The sequence below is a fragment of the Vibrio sp. 10N.222.55.C6 genome (assembly GCF_041473395.1).
Taxonomy (GTDB): Bacteria; Pseudomonadota; Gammaproteobacteria; order Enterobacterales; family Vibrionaceae; genus Vibrio; species Vibrio crassostreae_C.
The window spans coordinates 16,101-39,979 of sequence record NZ_JBFRSD010000033.1; the positions used below are offsets into that span (position 1 = coordinate 16,101).

At 45.2% G+C, this 23,879-nt stretch carries 23 protein-coding genes and 4 pseudogenes; 17 read left to right on the forward strand and 10 right to left on the reverse strand.

Annotated elements, in window-relative coordinates; genetic code table 11:
- The first annotated feature begins 115 nt into the window (after nt 1-115).
- The 5 genes from AB4486_RS17390 (at nt 116) to AB4486_RS17410 (ending at nt 3,337) form a co-directional block, all read left to right on the forward strand.
- Complete coding sequence (locus tag AB4486_RS17390) at nt 116-949, forward strand: AraC family transcriptional regulator (RefSeq protein ID WP_136979715.1); 834 nt, start codon at nt 116-118, stop codon at nt 947-949.
- Between the two features lie 104 nt (nt 950-1,053).
- A complete protein-coding gene (locus tag AB4486_RS17395; protein ID WP_372058620.1) occupies nt 1,054-1,782 on the forward strand; it encodes an AzlC family ABC transporter permease in 729 nt (242 codons plus the stop codon).
- A gap of 2 nt (nt 1,783-1,784) precedes the next feature.
- Nucleotides 1,785-2,114 carry an AzlD domain-containing protein gene (locus AB4486_RS17400; protein ID WP_372117902.1) on the forward strand — a complete coding sequence of 110 codons (330 nt, stop codon included), beginning with the start codon at nt 1,785-1,787 and terminating at the stop codon, nt 2,112-2,114.
- A gap of 62 nt (nt 2,115-2,176) precedes the next feature.
- On the forward strand, nt 2,177-2,482 hold the full coding sequence (locus tag AB4486_RS17405) for an NIPSNAP family protein (protein WP_372117905.1): 306 nt from the start codon (nt 2,177-2,179) through the stop codon (nt 2,480-2,482).
- An 81-nt stretch (nt 2,483-2,563) separates the two neighbouring features.
- Nucleotides 2,564-3,337 carry a viroplasmin family protein gene (locus AB4486_RS17410; RefSeq protein ID WP_372111813.1) on the forward strand — a complete coding sequence of 258 codons (774 nt, stop codon included), beginning with the start codon at nt 2,564-2,566 and terminating at the stop codon, nt 3,335-3,337.
- Between the two features lie 185 nt (nt 3,338-3,522).
- On the opposite strand, the gene AB4486_RS17415 is transcribed toward AB4486_RS17410, so the two are convergent.
- Complete coding sequence (locus AB4486_RS17415) at nt 3,523-4,671, reverse strand: glycosyltransferase family 4 protein (RefSeq protein ID WP_372117908.1); 1,149 nt, start codon at nt 4,669-4,671, stop codon at nt 3,523-3,525.
- 316 nt (nt 4,672-4,987) lie between these two features.
- Here AB4486_RS17415 and AB4486_RS17420 point away from each other — a divergent pair, with 316 nt between their 5' ends.
- The 5 genes and pseudogenes from AB4486_RS17420 (at nt 4,988) to AB4486_RS17440 (ending at nt 9,134) form a co-directional block, all read left to right on the forward strand.
- On the forward strand, nt 4,988-5,914 hold the full coding sequence (locus AB4486_RS17420) for a glycosyltransferase family 2 protein (protein WP_372117911.1): 927 nt from the start codon (nt 4,988-4,990) through the stop codon (nt 5,912-5,914).
- Nucleotides 5,915-5,930: 16 nt separating this feature from the next.
- Entirely contained in the window at nt 5,931-7,367 is a 1,437-nt protein-coding gene (locus tag AB4486_RS17425; RefSeq protein WP_372117914.1) for a lipopolysaccharide biosynthesis protein, read from the forward strand.
- A gap of 136 nt (nt 7,368-7,503) precedes the next feature.
- A pseudogene (locus AB4486_RS17430) lies at nt 7,504-7,835 on the forward strand (hypothetical protein).
- A gap of 98 nt (nt 7,836-7,933) precedes the next feature.
- Complete coding sequence (locus AB4486_RS17435) at nt 7,934-8,548, forward strand: LysE family translocator (RefSeq protein ID WP_017070275.1); 615 nt, start codon at nt 7,934-7,936, stop codon at nt 8,546-8,548.
- Between the two features lie 151 nt (nt 8,549-8,699).
- Nucleotides 8,700-9,134 carry an N-acetyltransferase gene (locus AB4486_RS17440; protein WP_017062214.1) on the forward strand — a complete coding sequence of 145 codons (435 nt, stop codon included), beginning with the start codon at nt 8,700-8,702 and terminating at the stop codon, nt 9,132-9,134.
- A 74-nt stretch (nt 9,135-9,208) separates the two neighbouring features.
- Here the strand turns inward: AB4486_RS17440 and AB4486_RS17445 are convergent, their stop codons facing one another.
- From AB4486_RS17445 to AB4486_RS17460, 4 genes are all read right to left on the reverse strand, one after another.
- On the reverse strand, nt 9,209-9,676 hold the full coding sequence (locus tag AB4486_RS17445; RefSeq protein ID WP_017062213.1) for a DUF3429 domain-containing protein: 468 nt from the start codon (nt 9,674-9,676) through the stop codon (nt 9,209-9,211).
- Entirely contained in the window at nt 9,673-10,218 is a 546-nt protein-coding gene (locus tag AB4486_RS17450) for a glutathione peroxidase (RefSeq protein ID WP_017062212.1), read from the reverse strand. Before AB4486_RS17450 ends, AB4486_RS17445 begins: the two co-directional genes overlap by 4 nt.
- An 84-nt stretch (nt 10,219-10,302) precedes the next feature.
- Nucleotides 10,303-11,646: an AarF/ABC1/UbiB kinase family protein gene (locus tag AB4486_RS17455; protein WP_065584895.1), complete on the reverse strand. Its 1,344-nt coding sequence runs from the start codon at nt 11,644-11,646 to the stop codon at nt 10,303-10,305.
- Between the two features lie 397 nt (nt 11,647-12,043).
- Nucleotides 12,044-12,430, reverse strand: coding sequence for a thiol-disulfide oxidoreductase DCC family protein (locus tag AB4486_RS17460; protein ID WP_017062190.1), 387 nt, complete (start codon nt 12,428-12,430; stop codon nt 12,044-12,046).
- A gap of 162 nt (nt 12,431-12,592) precedes the next feature.
- Between AB4486_RS17460 and AB4486_RS17465 the strand changes: the two genes are divergently transcribed.
- The 6 genes and pseudogenes from AB4486_RS17465 (at nt 12,593) to AB4486_RS17490 (ending at nt 17,470) form a co-directional block, all read left to right on the forward strand.
- Complete coding sequence (locus AB4486_RS17465; RefSeq protein WP_017065247.1) at nt 12,593-13,150, forward strand: DUF1439 domain-containing protein; 558 nt, start codon at nt 12,593-12,595, stop codon at nt 13,148-13,150.
- Nucleotides 13,151-13,374: 224 nt separating this feature from the next.
- Nucleotides 13,375-14,926: pseudogene (locus AB4486_RS17470) on the forward strand (glutamate synthase-related protein).
- Between the two features lie 325 nt (nt 14,927-15,251).
- Nucleotides 15,252-15,773: an NADPH-dependent FMN reductase gene (locus AB4486_RS17475; RefSeq protein WP_372117918.1), complete on the forward strand. Its 522-nt coding sequence runs from the start codon at nt 15,252-15,254 to the stop codon at nt 15,771-15,773.
- 164 nt (nt 15,774-15,937) lie between these two features.
- The gene (gene soxR / locus AB4486_RS17480; protein ID WP_017062186.1) at nt 15,938-16,387 is read left to right on the forward strand and encodes a redox-sensitive transcriptional activator SoxR; all 450 of its coding nucleotides are present in this window, start codon (nt 15,938-15,940) and stop codon (nt 16,385-16,387) included.
- Nucleotides 16,388-16,533: 146 nt separating this feature from the next.
- The gene (locus AB4486_RS17485; protein WP_372117921.1) at nt 16,534-16,914 is read left to right on the forward strand and encodes a VOC family protein; all 381 of its coding nucleotides are present in this window, start codon (nt 16,534-16,536) and stop codon (nt 16,912-16,914) included.
- A gap of 136 nt (nt 16,915-17,050) precedes the next feature.
- Nucleotides 17,051-17,470 carry a globin gene (locus AB4486_RS17490; RefSeq protein ID WP_017071826.1) on the forward strand — a complete coding sequence of 140 codons (420 nt, stop codon included), beginning with the start codon at nt 17,051-17,053 and terminating at the stop codon, nt 17,468-17,470.
- A 111-nt stretch (nt 17,471-17,581) separates the two neighbouring features.
- Here AB4486_RS17490 and AB4486_RS17495 read toward each other — a convergent pair.
- A pseudogene (locus AB4486_RS17495) lies at nt 17,582-17,833 on the reverse strand (DUF481 domain-containing protein); the annotation flags it as partial.
- Between AB4486_RS17495 and AB4486_RS17500 the strand changes: the two are divergent.
- Nucleotides 17,829-18,638 (forward strand): annotated as a pseudogene (locus AB4486_RS17500) (sulfatase-like hydrolase/transferase); the annotation flags it as partial. The pseudogenes AB4486_RS17495 and AB4486_RS17500 overlap by 5 nt on opposite strands.
- A 56-nt stretch (nt 18,639-18,694) precedes the next feature.
- Here AB4486_RS17500 and AB4486_RS17505 read toward each other — a convergent pair.
- The 4 genes from AB4486_RS17505 to AB4486_RS17520 form a co-directional block, all read right to left on the reverse strand.
- The gene (locus AB4486_RS17505) at nt 18,695-19,732 is read right to left on the reverse strand and encodes a LacI family DNA-binding transcriptional regulator (protein WP_102429122.1); all 1,038 of its coding nucleotides are present in this window, start codon (nt 19,730-19,732) and stop codon (nt 18,695-18,697) included.
- A gap of 197 nt (nt 19,733-19,929) precedes the next feature.
- Entirely contained in the window at nt 19,930-21,015 is a 1,086-nt protein-coding gene (locus tag AB4486_RS17510; protein WP_372117925.1) for a porin, read from the reverse strand.
- Between the two features lie 248 nt (nt 21,016-21,263).
- Nucleotides 21,264-22,280, reverse strand: coding sequence for a nuclear transport factor 2 family protein (locus AB4486_RS17515; protein WP_017065254.1), 1,017 nt, complete (start codon nt 22,278-22,280; stop codon nt 21,264-21,266).
- A 125-nt stretch (nt 22,281-22,405) separates the two neighbouring features.
- Complete coding sequence (locus tag AB4486_RS17520; protein WP_372117927.1) at nt 22,406-23,710, reverse strand: MFS transporter; 1,305 nt, start codon at nt 23,708-23,710, stop codon at nt 22,406-22,408.
- Between the last annotated feature and the right edge of the window lie 169 nt (nt 23,711-23,879).

A 23,879-nucleotide genomic window follows, 5' to 3' on the forward strand; every position in this document is an offset into this window, starting at 1 on the left:
AAGCCAACGATAAAAACAGTATTAACAAACAAAAGCGCAATTTTGTACAAAAGCTGAAAGAGACTATAGAGTAGACTGATAAGTCGCTCGATAATCAACAGGCTTAGGAATTGTTATGGAGAACAATAAACGCTCTAAAGAAAAGGCCGAGTATAAGATAACCGAAGAGCTCGGCGGCCTTGAAATTCTTAATGCTGAATACGAAAAGCAGAACTTCTCGCGCCACAGCCACGAGGGCTATACGCTGGGAGTCATCGAGCAGGGCGCTCAGCGTTTCTATCGAACGGGCGGGCATCATATAGCACCACAAGATGCGATTATTCTGGTCAATGCCGACGAAGTTCATAGCGGTCACTCTGCCACTGAAGGCGGTTGGGCGTATCGAGCCATGTATCCACTCCCAGAGCAACTTGCCAAGATCACTCAAGAGCTTAACCTACCGAATTACGGCGCGCCTTATTTCCCAAGAGCGGTTGTTGAAGATCCTGAACTCGCCAATCAATTGAGATTAGTCTTTAACACGATTGATGAATCTGACAATCGCTTGTTAAGAGAAACCTTGATGTACGGAATGTTGGTTAAACTTATTAGCCGACACGGAAAATCGCCGCTTAACCCTCAACTCGATGGGAAAACTCAGCGCCAACTTGTCTTAGTGAAAGAGTTCTTGGATGACTTTCCACAAGCCGATGTATCCCTAGAAGAACTATCTAAGTTAGCGGCTTTGAGTCCGTTTCACTTAGTGCGTTCCTTTCAGAAAGAGTTTGGCCTTCCGCCACATGCCTATCAGATTCAATCTCGGCTAAGGCTTTCCCGTAAGCTATTGAAACAAGGACATACCATTTCTGATACCGCGCAAGAGTGTGGGTTTCACGACCAAAGCCATTTTCATCGACACTTCAAAAAAGCCAATGGTTACACGCCGGGGCAATACATCAAGATGCTCTAAATCGGACACGTTAATTCAGTCTTTAAATCGAGCAAGTTTGTACAATCGAACCGACTCAACTCCTCTTACATTGAATAGCTAATGTGAAAAGAGAAAAGAACTATATGGATAGTGAAAGAATGGATAGACGAACACAGTTATGGAAGGGCGTTTTAGCGGGAATGCCCTTGAGCATTGCGGTAATCCCTTGGGGAATTCTAGCGGGCTCATATGCGATAGATGCTGGGTTGAATCAACTGCAAGCTCAAGCGATGTCGGCTATTTTATTTGCTGGCTCAGCGCAACTTGTCGCAGCGGGTATGTTCAAAGCGGGTATTGGTTTAGGGACCATGTTGTTGACCACACTGTTCATCACCTCAAGGCACTTTCTGTATAGCGTATCGATGCGAGACAAAATCAGTCATCTTCCTGCGCGTTGGCGCCTATTACTCGGATTTTGGCTCACCGACGAGCTGTTTGCGATTTGTAGTGGGCAGTCTCAGCAAGAGTTTAATCGTTGGTATGCCGCGGGTGTAGGTGGAGGTTTTTACCTTGTTTGGAATATCGCGAGCTTTGTTGGCATTGTCGCGGGAAGCCAAATCCCGTCACTCAATGAAATCGGTCTCGACTTCGCGGTAGCCGCAACGTTTATCGCGTTGGTTTTTCCATTAATCCGAACTCTACCCGTCGTGGTGTGTGTGGTGGTTTCATTGGTCACCTCGGTCGCGATGTCGGTCAACAATGTTGAAGGCGGGCTGATGATTGCAGCGATTGCTGGCATGTTAGCGGGCTTTTTCAGCGAGTCATTTCAAGAACGAAACAATAGCAATAAGCCAATCGCGGAGGGTAAATAGAGATGATTTGGTTAACGATATTCCTCATGACTGCGATTGTTTTCTTTAGTCGGTATCTGTTTCTTGAGCCTGCAATCCCGCTTCGACTCAATCAAACCGCAAGGCGCCTATTGCGCTATTCAAGCCCAGCGGTGCTGACTGCGATTTGGGGGCCAATTGTATTTGCTCCTGAACAAACATTTTGGCCAAGCCTTGAAAACCCATACTTGATAGGCGCGGTGGTGACTGGCTTATTGATTTGGAAAACAGGCAGTGTGCTACTAACGATCGGCGTTAGCATGGCGGTGTTTTTGTTCTATAACCTTGTCGCGGTTGATTACCTTTTCTCGTGAGCTTCAACTTCAATGTCAACTTAGGCTTTGTGTTTCTCCTATTATTTAAGGGCTGTATAAATATGATTACTTGTTATGTTCGATATGTGATTGATCCTAAAAAGGTAAATGAGTTTGAGGCATACGCAAAAATGTGGATTCCTCTGGTCGCTAAATTCGGGGGCCAACACAATGGTTATTTCTTACCGTCGGAAGGGGCGAACAATATTGCCTTGGCGCTGTTTACCTTTGAAAGTTTGGCTGCCTATGAAGAGTATCGGATTAAATCGTTGAACGATGCTGAGTGTATTAAAGCGCTTGAATTTGCAGACGAAGTTGATTGCATCGTGAGTTATGAACGCAGCTTTTTTAGACCTGTTTTAGAGTGATAGACCTTGCAACGTATAGCGTGGTGGCATCTAATGTACTGATTCACTGTTTGTGTATTTAGGTTCTGGTAAGGAGTTAGTTTGGCTAAGAAATATTATGTGGTTTGGAAAGGTCGTACACCGGGTATTTTTACCACTTGGAATGAGTGTAAATCCCAAGTTGATGGTTTCGCTGGTGCGAGATATAAATCGTTTCCAACACTAGGCGAGGCTGAGTCAGCTTTCGGTGGTAAAACGTCGTCTGCGTCAGGTTCTACAGCGACAAAGCCAAACTCTGCGGGTAAGGCGACGAAAGCTAAGGTGCCGCCTCTTTCGGAGCAGCAAATCACTGATATGCCTTTTGATATCAAGATCTTTACCGATGGAGCTTGTGAGCCAAACCCCGGTGAAGCGGGGACGGGTTTAGCGGTATACCAAAACAACCAATTAACCGAATTATGGTATGGCTTGTATCAACCTGTTGGTACCAATAATACCGCTGAGCTACATGGGCTTAAGCAAGCGTTTATTCTCGCGAAAGAGAAGTTAAACGCGGGCCTCTCTGTTGCGATTTATTGTGATTCTAAGTACTCAATTGATTGTATTACTAAGTGGGCAACGGGTTGGGAGAAAAAGGGCTGGACCAAGTCTGGCGGTGAGATCAAAAACCTCGATATTATTAAGCCTGCGTATGCGCTCTACCAAGAACTGGCTTCAAAAATTACCATCTACCATGTGAACGGTCACGTTGGTATTGAAGGTAACGAACTGGCCGATAGAATGTCGATTGTGGCTATTTCATCGAAAGAGCAACAACTCGCTCAATATCGTGACATCGACGATATTGAGTCTATTTTGGCACTGCGAGCAGGCTAGTTAGGCTTCTTAATGAAAAGCTACTGAAAGCATAAGTCGCGATCATTGGGCAGTGCTAAGTTGAGCGTTACATTTCAAATTGATGTAGCGCTCTTTTGTTTTTGTGGTGCTCCGTTTTCTTATGGTGCTTAGTCGTTCTTGTGAGGCGTAGCAGTCCTTGTGATGCTTACTGCCTGAGTTAATCCTTATTGAGCTGGGTTCTCTATCCAACGAGATAATTGCTGAGCTTGTTTGATCGAATTAAAACTGTCTTTCACTCTCTCACGTGCCTTTAACCCCATCGATGCTTTATCGTTGCTGCTTAGTTGCGCGAAACGCTCAATCGCTTCTCTTAATTCTTCCACATTCTTTTCGCCAACCACAAAACCTGTCTCTTGTGAGACGATCTCTTTGCATCCCATGATGTTGGTGGTAATAACTGGCGTTCCTACGGCCATCGCTTCTTTTAAAACCAGTGGTCCTGTATCCACACACCCGGTTTCGGAAAAACAGAAGGGCGCGATTAGGCTGTCATAATTCGATAGTTTCTCTTTCACCCATTCATGAGGCTTAGCGCCAAGAAAGGTCACGTTTCGAGTGAGCCCTTGCTCTTTGACCTGTAACTTTAATTGTTGCTCTAAATCGCCAGTACCGATGATATCGAGATGAATGTCGAGAGGTTCGGCAATCGGCGCCAATGCATCAATAAGATGGTGGATACCTTTTTGCTCCACTAATCGGCCAAGGAAAATAAAGCGAAGTTGCTTCGTTTCGGTTTTTGGGTTGAGTTGGAACTGTTTGGTATTAACTCCGCAATGCAGGAGCTTAATGTTTCCTTTCGCCATGGTATTGAAGTCAGCAAGCATGTCTTTACACACTGCAACCACAAAATCACTCGATGAAATTTTATGTTCAATGTCATAAGCGAACTCATAAACATCATGACCATGAGCAACGAACGAGCAGGTGATATTCAGCAGTTTTGCCGCGACGATGGCGTGTGCTGTAGTGTGCTGACAAAAATGCGCATGAACGTGTTCGACGTCGCTTTCCGCAAGTTGTAGCGCTAATTTAAAACCATAAGCGAACAGTGACTTTTTGGGCATACTGGTTTGCTTAGAAATAAATGAGACAGCCTTGATGAACCCTATCCAGTTAATGCTGGCGACTTTACCCATCCGAACATTTTTACCTATTTCGACAATGTCGTAGTCGAACTGTTTTTCACTGTTTTCAATTTTGAACGTCATTACACAAACATCGTGCCCACACGCTTTCACAGAGTCGACTTCTGTTTGAATGAAGGTCTCACTGAGTACTGGGTAGGTTGGCGCCACAAATGCTACTTTCTTCATTCCTTACTCCTCAAATCCATATGACTAAAGCTATCAAGCCAAGGTAATAACCAATAAAGCAAGATACGAACCAAGATCGAATCGTAGCTTTGGAGGGCTTTCTGATTGCTTTTCGAAGGTTACCCCTTAAGAGGTGGCTCGTTTTCTCAAATTGATAATCAAATTGGAGTTGCAGTTTTTTTGAACATCTGTGTTTGGTCGTCATTTTGAGAATGGACGCGTAGGTGACTGATATAGAGGTGATTTTGTAGTAAGACACTCTCGGCATAGAACATGCAACGTCAGCCATATAACGTATAAATCTGAGGGCGTCATTATGGCTAAAGTAAGTGTTGTTATTCCTACCTACAATTGTTTGGATTACCTGCCGAAAGCGATTGGTAGTGTACTAAAGCAGACTCATCAAGATGTTGAGCTGATTGTCATTGACGATAACAGTAACGATGGAACGTCGACGTATCTTGCTTCTATAGACGATGAACGCATTATTACGTTGTCCACATTGGGTGTTGGTGCGCCTCAAGCGAGAAACCTAGGGATTGAAAAGGCGACCGGTGAATACATCGCTTTTTTAGACGCAGACGATTTCTGGTTTCCTGAAAAAATTGAGCGCCAACTCGAATTTCATCAACGTTACCCTGATCTCGCGATGAGCTTTACTAACTACGAGCATCTTACTGAAGATTACCAAGTAATAGTCGACTGCTTTAGTTACTGGTCGCAGTTTCAAGATCAAGATGAGCTGTTCATCAATATCGAGAACCCGTTGGAGTTCATCATAGAAAATAACGTGATTGGAACATCAACGGTCATGGTGAAAGCGGATGTGTTTTCTCTAACAGACAGTTTCAATGCTGACATCAAGTATGGGGAAGATTGGGAACTGTGGCTTCGAATGAGTGAAAACCATCAGATCGGTGTGTTGAACTCGGTGCAGGTTGGCTACTTGATGAGAGCGAGCTCTGTTACCCAAACTGAAAGTCTTAAATTGAGAAATTTGCAGTCTATAGAGACTATTCTTCAACATTACCAAAATGACAGTCAACGATGGAATCTACCCACTTCTAGCTTCAAAATCGCAAAGGCGAGAATACTGGAAGGTTATGCTGACTATTATCGAGGTTTACAACAGAATAGACAGGCTATTGCCTACAGTTTCCGTTCTTTGGTCATGTCACCTCAAAAACGCACATTGCGACACCTAATTGGAGACTGTAAAAGTTTCCTAAAGCCAGCTTGGTAAGGAAAAGGTGACGACTATGGGTTCTTTAAAGCAGTCGGCTTACTACGCCATCGGTATATTAATGATGAAAGGGATTTCATTGGTGATGATCCCGTACATTACGCACAATATGACGTTGGCAGAGTATGGTTCCTTAGAAGCCATTGTCTTGCTGGCAGACATTGGGACGATATTGTTCAGCTTCGGTATTGTCGATGCCATGTATCGTTATGTGGGTGTCGCCGAAGGTGATGAAAAGCAAAAGCTCGTCTCGAACTGCTTCACATTGAGCGTGCTGGTGTGCGTGCTTGGGGGCGCCTTGATTGCCCTCAGTATGCCGTTGTTAATCTTAATGTTGCCAGTTGAATTCCAGCCTTACCAGATACTGCTTCTGCTTATTCCTACCATGCTCGATGGGGCGATTTCTATCCCGCTAACGCTGATGCGTATGAACGCGATGGCGAAACGTTTTTGCATGCTCAATGTGTTGAAAGCCGGTGTTCAAGCCATCATGACTTTTGTTTTGCTTGAGGCTGGATACGGTATAGATGGCGTGTTGATTTCAGCTGCGGTATCCAGTGTGTTGCTAATGGTTTGTTTAGTGCGTTATCAATGGCAAGAGATGGGATCTTTTGGTTGCTTCAAATACTCGGCGAAGATCTTAAAATTCGGACTGCCCGTTCTGGTTGGCGGTGCATCAATGTATATGATCATGGGGCTCGACCGCTGGGTAATGGCAAGCTTCGTCGGTGTCGAAGAACTCGCGATTTATGCGGTTAGCGGAAAGTTCGCGTTGATTCTTGGTCTGTTGTTGCAGCCTTACGCGCTTTGGTGGTTTCCAAACCGTGTGGCGATGCTTCAACAGCCGGGTGGCAGTAAGATGTGTGCCGATAGGGCGTTAGTCGGTGTTAATCTGGCCATTGTATTCGGTTGTTTGATGATCCTTACTGTACCTGGTTTTATTACTTTGATTTTGCCAAGCAGTTATCAATATGCAGGCACGATTGTCGTGGCACTCTTGGCGATTGGTGTGATTAAGAACGCTGGGGATTACCTTAACCTTGGCTGTTTCAGCGGTCACTCAAGCCAATCGCAAATGTGGATACAAGGCGGGTGTGCGATTCTAGCTGCGATTGGTTATTTTGTTGTGACACCGATTTATGGCGTGTGGGGTGTTGTGGTGGTGCTTTGTGGCACTTATGCCGTGAGACTGTCACTGCTCTATATCGTGAGCCAAAAAATGGAGTACTTGCCTTACGAGCATCGTAAATGGATGACAGCGCTGAGTATCGCCATACTTGCCATCATTAGTGATCGAGTTCTTGCCTTGGTACTGGTTGATGTTCATGATTTTGTTTTAGGCAGTTTTGTGGCGATAGTGACGTTAGTGGCCTTCATTCGATACTCTGTTATCCCAGTTCCACAGGCGCTGCTTGATAAGTTTACGTTAGGCAAGCATTCACATGTGAGTTGAATTCATGTCATCCAAGCTCTGGGCTTTCTAATCGGCATTCTTAGATATCATAATTCCTGACAATAAAACACTGTTCATAATACTTCTGATTAGATAGTATTTATAAATTCAGTGAATATTAACGATGGAAAGATATATGAATAAGTGGATGCTGCTCCTTTCTCTGTTTTCAGCTGCCTCATACAGCGCCTCTGAGTTTTCAAGTGAGGGTATTACTGCTCCCGACTTCAATTCACCGGATTTCAAGCCGCCTGAAGTTTCCCAACAGGAGCAACACAATATCGTTTGTGAAAGTGTCGTTTGTAATTCAATCTCGCGATCGCAGCCAGTTCCTGAATTGGGCGAAGTACCGGATAGAGAGCCGAATAAACATTAGAAACGATAGCGAGTGCGATTTTCATCGCGGGCGAAATTGGTATTGCAGAGAATTTGATTGAACCAGACGAAGAGCATTATATTGTCGAGTAATGGTTAATTAAAATGGCGGCATGTGAAGCGGTAAATACAGAGCTTTCTGCATTCGTTCATTGATTAAATATTTACGAAGTTTTTAACAAGGACGAAAAATGGAAATCTGGAAGTTAATGCTATTCATCCCCGCTTGTTTTGCGCTCAACATGACTCCGGGCCCAAACAATTTGTTATCAATGAACAACGCCCGTTGTTACGGATTTCAGGCCGCCTTTGTCGCAGGCCTAGGAAGAATCCTCGCTTTTTCTGGCATGATTGCTTTGGCTGCATCTGGCTTAGCGGTTGTGCTTTATACTTCTGAAACGCTGTTTTTCCTGATCAAACTATTTGGCGCGATGTATCTGTTGTGGATCGCGTTCAACCTATGGCGCTCACACGCCAGTCCGGTCGTGGATATCGAACGAAATAAGAATTGGTTTGGTCTGTTTAAACAAGAATTTGCACTCGCTGCTGGCAATCCAAAAGCGATACTCATTTTCACTGCATTCCTTCCTCAATTTGTCGATGTTTCAGCGAACGTAAATACTCAATTCTTTGTTTTAGGTAGCACCTTTCTAGTGTTAGAAATGCTCGCGATATCGATCTACGCGGCATTTGGCTTATACCTCAGAAACTGGTTCTCTAAGCCACAAATGGCAAAACGTTTCAACAAAGCGTGCTCGGTTTTTCTTGCGTTATCTGGCGCAAATTTGTTGGTTATTCGACAGTAAAACATAAGTAACCTAATCTACTCCTCAGGCGTTAGTTAAGTGGCATCTTCGTTAAGGTAGTTCGTAAGCCTTTAGGCTGTTGATATATTGTTAATAGCACCTTTGAGTTTGCATGTTTAAACTTGAGGTTCGGTTTAAATGAGGTCTATCTATGAATGTTGTTTGTGCGGAAAAACAAGAACTGGCTGATATCTACCAGCTTGAACATGCTTTGTTTGGCGCTCACGCCTATCCGCTGTTTTTCTTTCGTCAGGCCTTTGATTGCTGGGGAAAAGGTTTATTGGTTGCTAAGCAAGACTCAAAGATTGCTGGCTATGCCTTAACGACAACCACAGACAAGCAGAATGAGTTTTGGGTCCTATCATTGGCTGTAGACCAGAATTATCGTGGCATGGGAGTTGGCCGGAAACTGATGCAACAGGCGGTTGAGCAGTTGCCTCGAGATGCTAGGCTTTTGCTCACTGTAGACCCAAATAACACATCGGCTCGTGCGCTTTATGCATCGATGGGGTTCGTTACCATCAAGCAAGAAGACAACTACTTTGGTGATGATGAGCCGAGGTTAGTGATGAAGCTCATCATCTAGATTGTTGCTAACGGTTTTTAACAAAGGCGCTTAACTAAATCAAAGGCTCACACTTCAAAGACAATCTCGTAGCTCTAGGTTAGCATCACGATACCGTGCATTAACACGACACTAGAGGTCAGCCGAGTCCTCATATCAAAGTAGCCATCAGGACCTTGGCTCTGGTTCTCTTCTCTCATCGTCCTTTCAGCTCGCCAAACCGCAATATAACCAAAGATGAGAATCAGAGTTGTCACTAGCTCTTTTTGTTCGCCAAGCAATACTGCCAGCCAAGCGATGAGCACAATCGCGTTGCTTATTAGCAGTGCTTTGTTACTTGATTGGCTTTCAAAGTTTTCGATGCCATTTGCCCACAAGATCCCTGAAAGAAAACTCAAAATTGCCACGCTGTAGGTGATGAACAGCGTTTCACCGCTTATCCCCATAAATTGGCTGTCGGTGAGCGAAAGGAGAAGACCGAATAAAAACGGAATTAACCCCATGTACCCCAGTTTGGCCATGGTGTTACGGGTTTGAGTTGTTGCCATGTAATCCGCCTTCATAACTGCTGCTCAATCGCGTTTTTGAGCGTGGCACTCACTGGAGATGTGGAGCTAGGGAAGGTGGCGACGACTTTACCTTCTTTACTGATCAAGAATTTGTAAAAGTTCCATTTAGGCGTTACGCCCGCTTGCTGTTGTATCTCTGTAAACACGGGGTTGGCGTTGCTACCAGACAGTGAAGCTCGTGCCATCATTGGGAAGGTCACGCCATAGTCTAGGTAACAAACCTTTGCCGTCTTCTCTTCGCTTCCCTTGTCTTGGCGAAAATCATTACTTGGGAAACCGATAACCGTGAAGCCTTGGTCTTTGTAGGTTTGATGAAGTTGCTCGAGTTGCTCAAACTGCGGAGTGAAGCCACATTGGCTCGCTGTATTTACCACCAATAGAGTTTTGCCTTGAAACTCATCGCACAAGGCGATTTCTTCGGTTGAGTTTAACAAGCGCTGTTTGCCATTAAGTATTTCGGGACAGCTCGCTGCAAAGGCGATGGAACTCGTGAGGCTTGTAATCAGTGCGGTTGAGCAAAGTAGTGAACATTTCATAGGGTTGGCTCATTTTAGTTGGCGTAATGGTTATTACTCTTGAGCACGATGAAATGATCACTTTGCGTATTATTTACTGTCTCATTAACTCGCGCTTTTAGTTGTGCTTTTGCTCTCTGAGATAAGATATGGAGCGACCAAGCGACTGATATTCACTTTTGCACCAAGGCGAGCCGCTAATAGATACATGCCACCAATTTTTCGGTGCAGGAACAGCGCATCGGCGGGCGGCGTATGCCAATATTCTTGTTCCATGCTCAAAATGGTGCCTGCTTCACGAAGCCTTTGTGCCAATCCACTGGCTTTGAAGTCGTACTCTTCGTCAACTAACATCGGCTCACAGGCCATCTTCACTAGATTTAGAATCGCTTGGCGTTGTTCGGGAAGAATTGTCTCGCTAAAGAATCCTATTTGCTCTAAAGCTCGGTTGAGCACTTGCTCATCGTTGTTAATGACAGAGGAAAAGGCCAAGCGATAACCCTCGCTGAAGCGGTCACTGTACTCACGGGTTGCTCCGAAATCTAATAAGCCAATTTGTCGGGTGTTTTCAACATAAAGGTAGTTGGCGAAATTGGGATCGGTTTGCACCATCTTAAAATCGAACAACTCTCTGAACAGAAGCTCCAGTAAGCTGTGCATTACAAAGTCACGTGTGCTTTGGTCGTAACTTTCGATTTGCTCTATCGAGACGCCTTCGATGAAGTCCATGGCGAGCACCGATTCTGAAGAGACTTGCGGATGAATCTTAGGTACGACGAAGTGAGAGTATTCTTTCAATGCATCATGGTAACGAGTTGCGTAATCAGCTTCGCGAGCATAGTCTGCTTCATCGTGGAGCTGTTTCTTTGCCTCTTCTAACAAGCCTTTGTAGTCGACCGACTTTGGTATCAAGCCAACAATATTGAGCAGCGTGCCCACGTTATCTACATCACTGTCGATACTTTTTCTAATGCCGGGGTATTGGACTTTGACTGCGAGTTTGTCCCCAGCATCACTATAGGCTTGGTGAACTTGTCCGATAGATGCACTGGCGATCGGTTTAAAATTGAAGGACAGGAATTCGGTTTTCCAATGGTTCCCGAGCGAGCTTTCTAACACTTGATTGAGCTGTTTTGTTGGCAGTGGATCGGCATCGGAGCGCAGGCGAGAAAGAATGTCGGCTAATTCTGGCTCTAGAACATCGCCCGCATCCATTGATAGCATCTGCCCCAGCTTCATCGCAGCGCCACGTAGGTGCGCCAGTTGATCGGTCAGGCGAGCAATGTTCTGTGGCGTTAACAGTAAGTCTTTTGCTTTGGGCCTGTTGCCTTGTGCAATTTGTTTGGTGCCTTCCGTTAGCACGTTACCCGCGACTCTTGTCGCCAACGAAGCGAACTTACTGAATCTAGAAATTCGATGTGTGGGAAGGTTTCTCTCTTTTGCCGACATAAAGGTTCTCTCTGGGAATCAGGGTTGATACCAATCGTAGTAAATAACTGTTCACCCTAGCTTGTTAAAAATCTCGATAACGTCGTTAGATTTTTTGATTGTAGAATAACTACTTATCGAAACTTCTTGTCGAAAAGAGCCGCCTTGTTCTCAAGCTTTTTTCCTGCGCTATTTCTTGACACTTACCTACTGTGATTGGTATGACTACAAAGTTCTATCAATCATTACACAACCGTATGTTTTGTTGTGCTAACTTGTCGCGTGGAACAGTAAACAGAATTAAAAGGACAAAACATGAAGTTTATTTGGTTGAAAGTGGCCGTTACGGTATTGGTGTTCGCAGCCCTATTTGGCATCGTTTACTACAAAGTCGCCAGCGGCATGTCTTAACTCAACACTATTTTGTGCAGCTGTTACCGTTGCAACGTGATTTTCCGGTTAGCCAAAACGAAATCTTATATCGATTTTTGGCAAACCGTAGATAACACCAATCTGCCATTGGCTTAAAAATCGCCCAACGTAACGGGGCATACAGCCAACCCTTTCCTACTAGCTTCCACGCTTGGTAAGTCACGTCTAAACCGAGCAGCAGCTTTCCGTTTTCGTCCAGTGCATGCAAGATTGTATTGGCTGCCTCGGCATCTATTTGCGGGTAGTTTGAAAACGCTTCACTGTAGATATCGACGGTCTGGATCTGATCTTTGGAATCAGACTTAGTCAGTGCTGCCATCTCTTTTGCACAAAGTGGACAGGTTCCATCGTAAAATATCGTTAATGCAGTCATTGTTTTCCTTACTATTTTCGTCAATTCTCATTGATACGACATCACCATTTAGGTGGATCATTCTGCCCAGTTATCCGACACTGTTATTGTGACAACCAATTTACAGTATCATCTCGAGGTAACATCCGTTCCATGCATTTAAAAAATAAGAGCCTATCTCCAATGACAACAAAGTTAATGAACCGTTTGATTATAGCTGTGACAGCCCTGATGCTCAGTGGTTGTGTTAGCTACAGTATTACCGAGCAAGAAATGACGAAGTACCTTGAAGACTCAGTGATGCTAGAACAAGAGGTTGGTGTACAAAGTGTGATGTACGCACAAGTGGCTGTGGATGATCTAGAAGTGCAAATTGGTCGAGCCGATGCACAACGCGTGTCCGTGTTGGCGAATACCAATGCAAAAGTTCAAGTGTTCAATATGCCTAATATGGGGTTGGATTTAGACTTAGAGTTCAGCGCGATTCCCGAATACGACAAGGAGAGTGGCGAGGTGTATCTAAAGTCGCTGCGACTAGAGCGCTTTGAAGAAAAAGGCAAACAGCTTTCGCCTGAAATAGAGACACTACTCAAACCAGCTGTATCGATGATAGGTTTTGCTTTGTCCCAGTCTCCGGTTTACAAACTCGACAGCAACAAGGTTCAAGAGTCGTTGATTAAGTCATCGGAACCCAATCTAGTGATTAAAGACAATAAATTGGTTATCGAATTGTTTGATTAACCCTCAGTGCATTAGTTTTGACTAAGCTCTCACCCATAATGGCTGCCTACTAGGTAGCCATTTTTGTTTGAGCTCAGTCGGTCATGACTGTTTTTAGTCGGTTTACTCACCTTGTCTATCAGTCTCATTTATTGAATTCGCTGGGTATCTCACCTTTACTTTACTCTTGTGAGCAAGTCATCGCTTCAGTCATCAAATCATAAGAAAGAAAAGGTGAGCGAACTATGAAGAGTCCAGTAATTGCGGATAACAAACCCGTTAAAGTAGAGCTGACAGAGGGAGAAGAGTATTACTTCTGTACCTGCGGGAAATCGAAAAGCCAACCGTTTTGTGACGGTTCTCATGCTGGTACGGGGTTCAAACCGAAAAGCTTTGTCGCCGAAGAGAGCGGAGACGCCTACCTTTGTCGCTGTAAGTATTCCAACAACCTTCCTTTCTGCGATGGCACTCATAAACAGTTCACAGCGGAACAAGTTGGGCAAGAAGGCCCGGAGGTTCACATTCAAGCGGCTGCGCCAGATTTGTCGCCAGCTGCGAGCGCAACCAAAGAAGAACCTACCGTCGAGTTTATTCATCAACTGGCGCGTGATGGTTTATCCAAGGTTGGACATCATGGGCCAATGACCTCCATGGGCGTTCCAAGACATTTATTGCCTCACTGAAGTGATGGTCGCGCAAATGGCCACCAAGCCTTTGCTGGAGAATGTGCCCGTTGGAACTGAACTGATTATTGGCCCCAAAGCGAAGAAGCCACTCAAATTGGACATCTCTTTGTTTGTGTCTGATATGAGTTTTGGCTCGCTATCTGAAGAAGCAAAAGTCTCATTGGCGAAAGGTGCCGAACTCGCAGGGACGGGTATCTGCTCCGGTGAGGGCGGTATGTTACCCGAAGAGCAAGCGGCGAACTCTCGCTACTTTTATGAATTAGCCAGTGCTCAGTTTGGTTACGATGAAGCTAAGCTCAAAAACGTTCAAGCCTTCCACTTTAAAGGCGGGCAGGGTGCCAAAACCGGAACGGGCGGGCACTTACCGGGCGCGAAGAACATAGGCAAGATCGCGGAGGTGCGTGGCATTGAAGCGGGCACGGCAGCGATTTCTCCACCCACCTTTGTCGACCTTAACACGGTCGAGGATTTTAAAAAGTTCGCCGACCGTGTTCGAGAGGTGACAGGCGGTATCCCGATTGGCTTTAAGTTAAGTGCCAATCACATCGAAGAAGACATTCAGTTCGCGCTTGATGCCAGTGCCGATTACATCATCTTAGATGGGCGTGGTGGCGGTACAGGGGCGGCGCCAGAAATGTTCCGTGACCATATTAGTGTGCCGACCATTCCAGCGCTTGCTCGTGCCAGAGCCTATCTAGACAAGCAAGGCGTAAGTGACAGAGTCACCTTAATTATTACTGGTGGGCTTCGTGTTCCAATGGACTTCGTAAAAGCGATGGCGCTTGGTGCAGATGGAGTCGCTATCTCAAACAGTGCTATGCAATCTATTGGGTGTGTTGCTGCCAGAATGTGTAACACCAATAATTGCCCGGCGGGCATCGCGACTCAAAAAGCCGATTTACGCCAACGCTTAAATGTCGAGAAGGCATCGAATCAATTGAAGAATTTCTTCGAAGCCTCGACTGACTTGATGCAAGTGATGGCGAGAGCGTGTGGTCATGATCATTTGAATCAATTTAACCCTCATGATTTGGCAACATGGAATCGCGAAATGGCCGAGCTATCCGGTGTCGCTTACTCTGGTGTCTGTCCATTAAATCACTTTAAGTAAATAATACTTCGATAAAGCACACTCAATGTATTTTGGGTGTGCTGACTTTTTCCTGTGTAATGCCAACCTATGTTAAACCTTTCATAATCAACTGCTTTATAAGTGTTTTTAAACTATTTCCTATATTTTGAAAATATCGCTTTACCTCAAGTTAACTTGAGGTTTTATCATCATCCCCAATCTAAAAACACAATCTATCACCTTGTCGCCTAGTGCAGGTTTTGATGTTATCAAACAGACGTTACGAATCTTCAGTTATGAATTTTGAGCTCCGTAATTGAAGTCACGAGTGCAAAAAGGTGAGAAAAATGAACAAGGATCAACAATGAAAGTATTAGCGATTGGCGCGACCAACAGTACAACATCAATTAATCAACAACTTGCAGCGTACACCGCAGGTTTAGTCGAAGGCGCGCAAGTCGAGGTGCTCGACCTTAATGATTTCGAGATGCCAATTTACAGCGAGAAAAGAGAGCAAGATTCAGGTGTTTATCAACACGCTCAACGCTTTTTTAGCAAGATTGGCGAAGCAGATGCTGTGGTCATCTCTTTTGCAGAGTATAATGGCTCATACACCGCAGCCTTTAAGAATGTGTTTGATTGGACATCACGAATCGACATGAAAGTGTACCAAGGCAAACCTGTTGTGATGCTCTCCACATCACCAGGCCCAGGCGGCGCAAACTCTGTGTTGTCGTCTGCGGTAAATTCGGCACCTTACTTTGATGCAGATGTGAATGGGTCGATGTCGGTGCCAAGTTTCTACGACAACTTTAATGTAGAAACGGGTGAGATCATCAATGCCGAAATGGCCGAGAGCCTGAAATCGATCATGAGTCAGATTTAGAGAGCGAGAACACCACAATAAAACAAAGCAGCCATGTTCACGATTGCTTTTCATTGCGCCCGTTGTCAAAGTTTAAGGACATTAATTGGTTAAGGTAACAATAGGTCGCTACTCTAAAGTTAAAGTAAGCTTTAAATATTTATGATCTCAAGGATAGTGTCGTAATGAGAAACATCGTATACCTCACCATAGGCCAGTTGGCTGAGCGCAGTGGCGTGGCTCCTTCGGCGTTACGTTTTTACGAAACCAAGGGGTTGATTGCTTCGATTCGTACTAACGGAAATCAGCGCCGTTATCAGTCGGCGATGTTGAGACGAATTGCGTTGATCCAAGTCGCGCAGTCGATAGGCTTCACGCTGGAAGAGATCACCGAAGAATTATCGACACTGCCGATGAACCATACCGCGACTAAGCGAGACTGGGAGCGGGTTGCTAAGAAGTGGCAGGGTCAACTCGACAGCAAAATGGCGCAGATTAAATCGCTACAAGAGAACTTAACCGGCTGTATCGGTTGCGGATGCTTGAGTATGCAAAAGTGCAACTTGCTAAATCCTGATGATATCTTGCATGACCAAGGGCAGGGCGCACAACGAATTGTTGAACAGACTAACTGAGTTCCCGAAAGGCATGGAGCAACGAACTAAGTTTCAGGTGTTTGCTCAATGGGTTAAGCAACAGTTGTGACCGAATAGCGTGCCTAGACAAACACGAATTATAGGTCTAGTTTAGGTTGTTCTTTCAATAGAAGAAGAGGTTAGTTATGTTCAGCCATGTTTTTCTCGGTACCGAAGATATTGAACGCGCGAAGGCTTTTTATGACCCAATCATGAAAGTGCTTGGTTATAGCGAAGGCTCTGTTGATCTTAAAGGGCGCTGTGTTTACGTTAGTCAAACAGGTGTGTTGGGCTTAACGAAGCCGATTGATGGTCAGCCTGCGACTCACGGCAACGGCATGACGGTGGGTTTTCTTGCGCCTTCTCCTGAAGTTGTAGATGAGTGGCATCGAGTTGGCGTCGAAAATGGCGGTACCAGCATTGAAAATGGCCCCGGAGCGAGAGGTTCTGACGAGCGTCGCTTGTACATGGCTTATTTGCGAGATCCTGATGGAAACAAGATTTGTGCAACGCACTTTATGCCGTAGTTTACGTTATGCCATCGTTCATTTTATGCCACAGTGGCGTATACTTAGATCATATTGATGGTTCGGAGTTGGCTAAGTTGCGGCTCTGGACTTGTTAGCTTCCCGATAACTCAAAATTTTGCAAAGGACTGGCTAGATGAAACCGAACGAACTGTTTTATGAAAGTTTTGAGCGCTGCCGGATTGACCAAGAATTTCTCGAAACGTTTTTGGCTGATTTTTGCGAGCATAACCCAAGGTTTTCAGAACGTTTTGAAAATATAGGGTTAGAGCAACAAACCAAGATGCTTAAAGCCTCGATCATTCTTATCTATAACTCTGCTGGTCTACCAAGCGTGCGTAACTCAGTAAAGAAATTGGGTAAAAGGCATAAAGACCTAGGGCTGGATATTTCCGAGATTGAGCTCAACGAGTGGTTCAATTCGTTACTCAATACAGTTAAAAAATATGACCCTCACTACGATGAAAGCGTCGAACAAGCTTGGACAGAAACTCTCGAGGCCGGCTTAACTATCATGAAGAAAGAGTGCGTAGTTCCAAACACTGTGAATAACTAGGTCGTTGATGGGTAGTTTTGCTTGTTCGTTAGTTAAAACCGGCATTAACTCTTGAAAGATTGACATTGTCAGGTAAGCCTAACGATATCAGGCTTACCTCTTATTGTTTGACTAGAAATGAGCAGCCCAACCAATCAGGAACCCTTGCGATGCGGTATCGTATTCAAAGGTCCCCTTGTTTTCGTAATCAACCCAGGTCGATTTGTAGGCAACATTTAAGTCAGACCAACTGTTTATCTGGTATCGCACGCCAGTTAACAGAGATGAGGTAAAGTTGGTGTCACTACCAAGCCCTGCATCAATGGTTGCGTGAAACTTCCAATCCTTATTGATCTGCGTTATCCATCTCACACCTATTTGGTACTGTCCATCACGCGGTCACGTTTGGACGCACCTGTCACCTGAATACGAAGCGATGCTCGGTCAAAACGGTTGGGGACTCCAAGAAGTGGTCATGAAAGATCTTGATGATCACGTCGGTGAGATGATGGCGAAGATGGAAGAACTCGGTATTGCTGACAACACCATCATCATTTTCACTGCCGATAACGGCCCAGAGATCATGACTTGGCCAGATGGCGGTATGACACCTTATCACGGTGAGAAAGGCACAACTTGGGAAGGTGGCGTAAGAGCCCCTGCATTGGTTAGCTGGCCGGGTAAAATCCCAGCGGGTACTGTAGGCAATGGCATCTTTGATGGTATGGACTGGTTACCCACTCTGGTCGCTGCGGCTGGTGGTCCAACGGATCTAAAAGAAAAACTGCTGAAAGGTCACGATGGCTTTAAAGCGCACCTTGATGGTTACAACCAAGTGGATATGCTGACCGAGAAAGGCGAGTCAAACCGTAAAGAGATCTACTACTACGAACGAGACAAGCTGCAAGCGGTTCGTGTTGGTGATTGGAAGGCGCATTTCATCGTGCAAAACCACGGTTGGAGTGGCCCTAAAGAAGAGCTAAACGCACCATTGCTGTTTAACTTACGTCGTGACCCATACGAGCGAGCGGCGGAAGAGTCGGGCATGTACCTAAAATGGATGGGACAAAAAATGTGGGCATTTGGCCCGGCACAAGCGGCTGTCCAACAACATCTAGCAACCTTCCAAGAGTGGCCTCCAGTGACGCCTGACTCTCCGGCAGAGAAGACCGGTGGTGTAGGTAACTAGTTAAATATCATAAAAAATCCCGCTCACACTGAGCGGGATTTTTGTTTGAAAGCGTCTTAACGTTGGTTCTGTTTTAGCGTCGTGTTTCGTTCAATGAACTTCACTGGCACCATCAGCTTAACCAAGCTTGTGTCTTGCTCTTGAATCTGGCTAACGACAATTTTCACTGATTCACGTGCAAGGCGTCTGAAATCTTGCTTGAAGGTAGTGAGTTGGTAGTTCAACCATTGAGTCTGTGGGATATCGTCAAAACCAATCACTTGAAGATCTTCTGGAATACGCAGGTTAAATTCTAAGCGCGCCACATCCATTACTGCCATCGCGAGGTTATCTGTCGCACAGAAAATCGCTTGAGGATGTGTGGGTTCTGAAAACAGAGTCCGAATGGTATCTAGAGCATCAAGGTAGTCATAGTCAGCTTCAATAACACGAGCTTGTTCACCGGTAAGTTCTTCAAATTCTGAGCAGAACCCTGCTTCACGTTCGCCGTTAGTGTAGGTTGGAACATTACCTGTCAGGTAAACCGCCGACTTTGTCCCTACGCTATGCAAATGCTGAGCGGCAACTTGGCCAGCGGCGTAGTTGTCGCTCACCACATGGCTACTCTTAGTCCCTTCAACAACACGTGCGAACTGAACGATAGGAATGTCGAATTCTTCACACTCTTCATAAAGCGACTTATTAAAGGTCGCCGAAGCAGCAATTACGCCATCAACTCGGTATTGGAAGATATTAGGAATCGAGTGGTTGTCGTTTCCATCAACTTGCCAAGGAATCAATACCGCAGAGTAACCTTGTTTTTGTAGCTCAGTAGAGATAAGTTGCAGAGTTTTCATGTGGATAGGGTAGTCGGCATCAGGGAAAACTAAGCCAATCAATTTTGATTCATTTGTCGTAAGGCTACGGGCAAAAGCATTGGGACGATAATTCAACGATTTCGCGGCATCGAACACTTTCTGCTTGGTCTTTTCAGACACTGAACTTCCCGGTACAAATACGCGAGATACAGTTGATTGAGAAACGCCAGCAAGTCTAGCGACATCTTTAGATGTTACGGTTGTTTTGGACAGCGAAGAGTGTTTTGGAGAGTTCATAGACCATACTTTTGAACCAAATTGATTGTGCATAGAGTAACATAATTAGGTACGTACTCAAAAATACAATATGCCATGATTGGATGAAAAATAAGGGTTAATAGAGAGTGTTGAATATTATTCTGGGTATGACCCAAAAAAGCTCTGCGTAAGAGCAGAGCTTTGTTTAAAGAATTTATGAATCGACTAACTGGGCGTTAGAAGTAGTAACGAATACCTGCAGCGAATTGGTCATCTCTGTTTTCGAATTTATTGCCAACGAGCTGATCTTTACCTAGGTCGAATTGGTATTCAGTCCAAACTAGGAATTTGTTCTTCTGGAAGTGGTATTCAACACCAGGGATAAGCAGGTTACGCTCATAGCCATCTGTTTGGTCATCACGATCTTCCATGTAGTTGTAGTTCAACGTAGGGCGTAGGCCATTGTCGAAGTGGTAGTACGTGTAGATTTCACCACCTAGGGTATCGAACATTACATCCGTACCGCCTTGGCTTACAGCTTCCCAGTTTTCGCTAACATGGAAAGTGGCACCTGCGTAGAAGCCGCCGTTGCTGTAGTTCGCACCCAATAGCATGATGCGCATGTTGTCGCCATTTTCTACGCCAACCACACCTGAGTCTAGGTCTGCAATTTCATTTTGGTGGTAAGCTGCACCTAGTGTTACGCCATCAACCGGTTTGTAAGTGATTGACGCACCCATTCCGTTTTTCAATGAAGCTGTCGCATTACTCGCTAGTGCCACTTCTTCACGTGTCGTTTGGTAAGTGAAGCCGTAGCTTACTTGGTCGTTGATTGAGTTACGGTAAGTAATGGAGTTTTCTGCTCGACCTGTACCAGATGCAATACCCCAGTCAGAAAGGTTGTAAACACCTGAGCCGCGAGTACCGAAGACACGACCTAAGTCGGTGTACCATGCGACGTCATAAAAAGTAGACCACTGCTTAGTACCTGCTGCGATCTTGCCGTATTTGTCGTGCTCTACGCCTGCGTATAGAAGTCGGTCGTAAATATTGTCGCCGTTAGCACCTGAGTTGTAACCCCATTCAGCATGGCCAAAGCCAGTCCAGCCGTTATCGAGTCCCATTTGACCTTTAAGGCCGAAACGAGAGCTACCGCTGTTCCACTCACCGTTGTGGTCGCCGCCCTTATCTTGGTAACGAACGTCGAAACGACCGTCTAAAGTAAGGCTATCGCCCGCGTCATTGGTAAAAGTGTGTGCAGCAAAAGCAGAACCTGAGGTAAGTGCTGTCAGGATCACTGCTGAAAGAATCGACTTTTTCATTGTAATTCTCTTTATTCAGGCCGTAGAAAGCCACCGTGCTTTCAAGCCCGTTATATTGGTAATGGTTTGGCAGGGTGTACCCCATCCATGAGGCACTAGTAGATTCAGTTATTAGTGGAGCAATAATGAATTGGTTGGAGCACTTACTAGGAGCGAGAAGGGTCCCCCAGTAAGCGTGGCAACCTAAATCAGATGTCTATTTAGGTTGCCACTATTTCGTTTCAATCTTTTGGATTAAAGCGTATCGATTACAGCGTTGGGTTCATGATGCTTGAAGTGCGTTCGAACACATCTAGACCTTGCTGTTGTAGCCAGTAAGGAAGGTCGATAAGAACCCAGTTCTCAGACAGTTTGTCACCGTCACGGTAGTAAACGTCAACTACTTGCATGTTTGCACGTACTTCACCGCCAGTCATACCTAGGAAGCCACCTGTTGGTGTGTTTGATAGGTTTGGCCAACCGAAGAAACAAGAGAAGTTACCTTCAGCGAAACGACAAACGTGGCCGTTGAACTTCTTGTCTTTCAGGTTGTTACGGAAAGGAAGTTGGTGCTGTTGTTGGTAGCGAGGAATTGTGTAAGACGCGCCGATACCACATGGGCCGTACCAAATCATGTCTTTTGACCAGCTCTTCGCTAGTACTTCTGGTGGGCAACCCATCGCGCCGCTGTCGTTAAGAGCAGACAGGTCATCAACCATTTTGTTTACTAGAGCAAGTGTCGCAACACCTTCTTCTGGAGCCGCGTCTTCGAATAGCAGACCGTCGTGGTTACGTGGGCCAGGGTATACGAAGTGCTTACCAGTTGATGGTGGAAGTGGGTAGCAACCCGCTTGATCCATCATGCCTAGAAGGTCTAGGAACAGGCCTGTCTTAGTGATTTTGCCGTCAACCACACAGTTAAACTCTGCGTAGCGAACGTTCATGATCTTGCCAGTAGGGCGCATGCCTAAGTATTCAGCGTCGAATAGACCCATGAAGTGACCCATGCTCATTACCCAAATCTCATCTGGGTTAACTTCGTTGTTACCACCGATGAAGATGTCTTGACGACGCTGCATGCGAGTCATTGACTTCATCATTGGTGCCCAGAATACGTCAGCTGCTGCTTGTGCGCCTTCTTGCTCACGGAATGGGTAAACACCGCGCCACAAGTAATCTTCAGAAGTGTGTGCTTTTAAAACTTCAGCAACGTTCTCGTGAGTTGCGTTTTCCATTGCATCGAAGTATTCACGAACAATGCGTTTCGCTTCTTGATATTTAGACATAATAATTTCTCTTTGTGTTGTCGAGTCAACATTCGGAACAGGACTCGATTTGGATTTTGTTACCGGCTGATTTATCAGCCGGCTTTAAACTTTTCGTATTTGAACTTCAGCGTATGAGTGTCGAATTAAGCTTTTGCTGTTTCAGCTTTTTTGCTCTTATCGAAGACGCCACCTTTTAGAGTTTCAGGCAGTGTTAGCCATAGTAGGCCGGCGATAATCCATACGATTGGTGAGCCCCACATTGCTGTTTGTAGGTCGGTACGCTCTTGGATGAAGATAAGAACCATTGGTGCCCACATGCCGATAATACGACCGCCATGGAATAAAGCTGCACCATAGCTACGCAAGCGTGCTGGGAACAATTCAGAGAAGTAACCGCCCCATACTGCAGAAGCAGACAGGCCGAAGTTGTAGATAAGACCCAGAAGAGCCAGCATGTTTAGGCCGCCAATCATCATGTCGCCAGGTGCGACAAAGAAGATAGAAACCATGATACCTGCGAGGATGAAGCCGAACGCGTTGATCTTACGACCGTACTTATCGGCTGCCCATCCCCAGAACCAAGCACCGAAGAGTGAACCAAATGCTGAGATAGAGAAGATCAAACCGATGGTTGCACCATCAAACATACGAACATCTTTCAGGTAGGTAGTTACAAAGCCACCGAAGAATTGGAATCCGTAGAAGTTAAGACCAGAAAGAAGTAAACAAGTAATCGTAATTTTGCGGTAAGGCTTGCTTAACATCTCACCCCAAGAACCTTTTTTAGCTTCGGTTACTTCCCCAGCTGTATTGGTTGTTGTTTGTTGATCTTCTTCACCGTAGGCGATCACAGTTTTGTCGCTTGGTAATACAAAGATCATTAACGCTGCTGCTACAAGCGGTGGAATACCACCTACCCACATTAGGCTCTGCCAAGGTGCATCAACACTTGTAATGAAGGCTGCGTAAGCGCCCATTGCCACTAAAGCAACAGAGAACATTGAAGAAGCAAAAGCAGTCAACTTACCGCGAACCGTTGGTGTAAATAGGCCAATCATCAAAGATACAGCTACAGTGAAGTAACCACCTAAAGATAGTCCAATGATGAAACGCATTGCAGCCCAAGTGGCGTAGTCGGTAAACATCATGTTGATGATGGTTGCACCACCGTTTAATGCCGTAATTGCTATTAGTGTGGACTTCTTGCCGAACTTGGTTGCGAACCATGCACAGCTCAGAGCACCAATCAGAGCACCAACCGACTGCCAAGTGTAGAACTGAGCGGTATCAGAAAGGCTAATACCAGCATATTCTTCCACAATGTATGGGCGTACGTAGTCAATAATTACAAAGTTATAACAATAAAAAAAGTAACCTACTAGAATTGCTAGATATGCGGCTACCCTTTGAATCATAGGAACTTCGCTCATGTGTTTTTTAATGGTCATGACCGATAAACCTTTATTTTATATAGGGTGGTTTTGGTTTTAATTATTGTGTGTTGATTATTTAGCTTCATCACACCGTCTTCATTTCGGGAGAGATAATAGAATTTTTGTGGTTATTAGATCCGTGATCAAAGTCAATTTTAAAATGAGTGCGTACCCATTTTGTGCA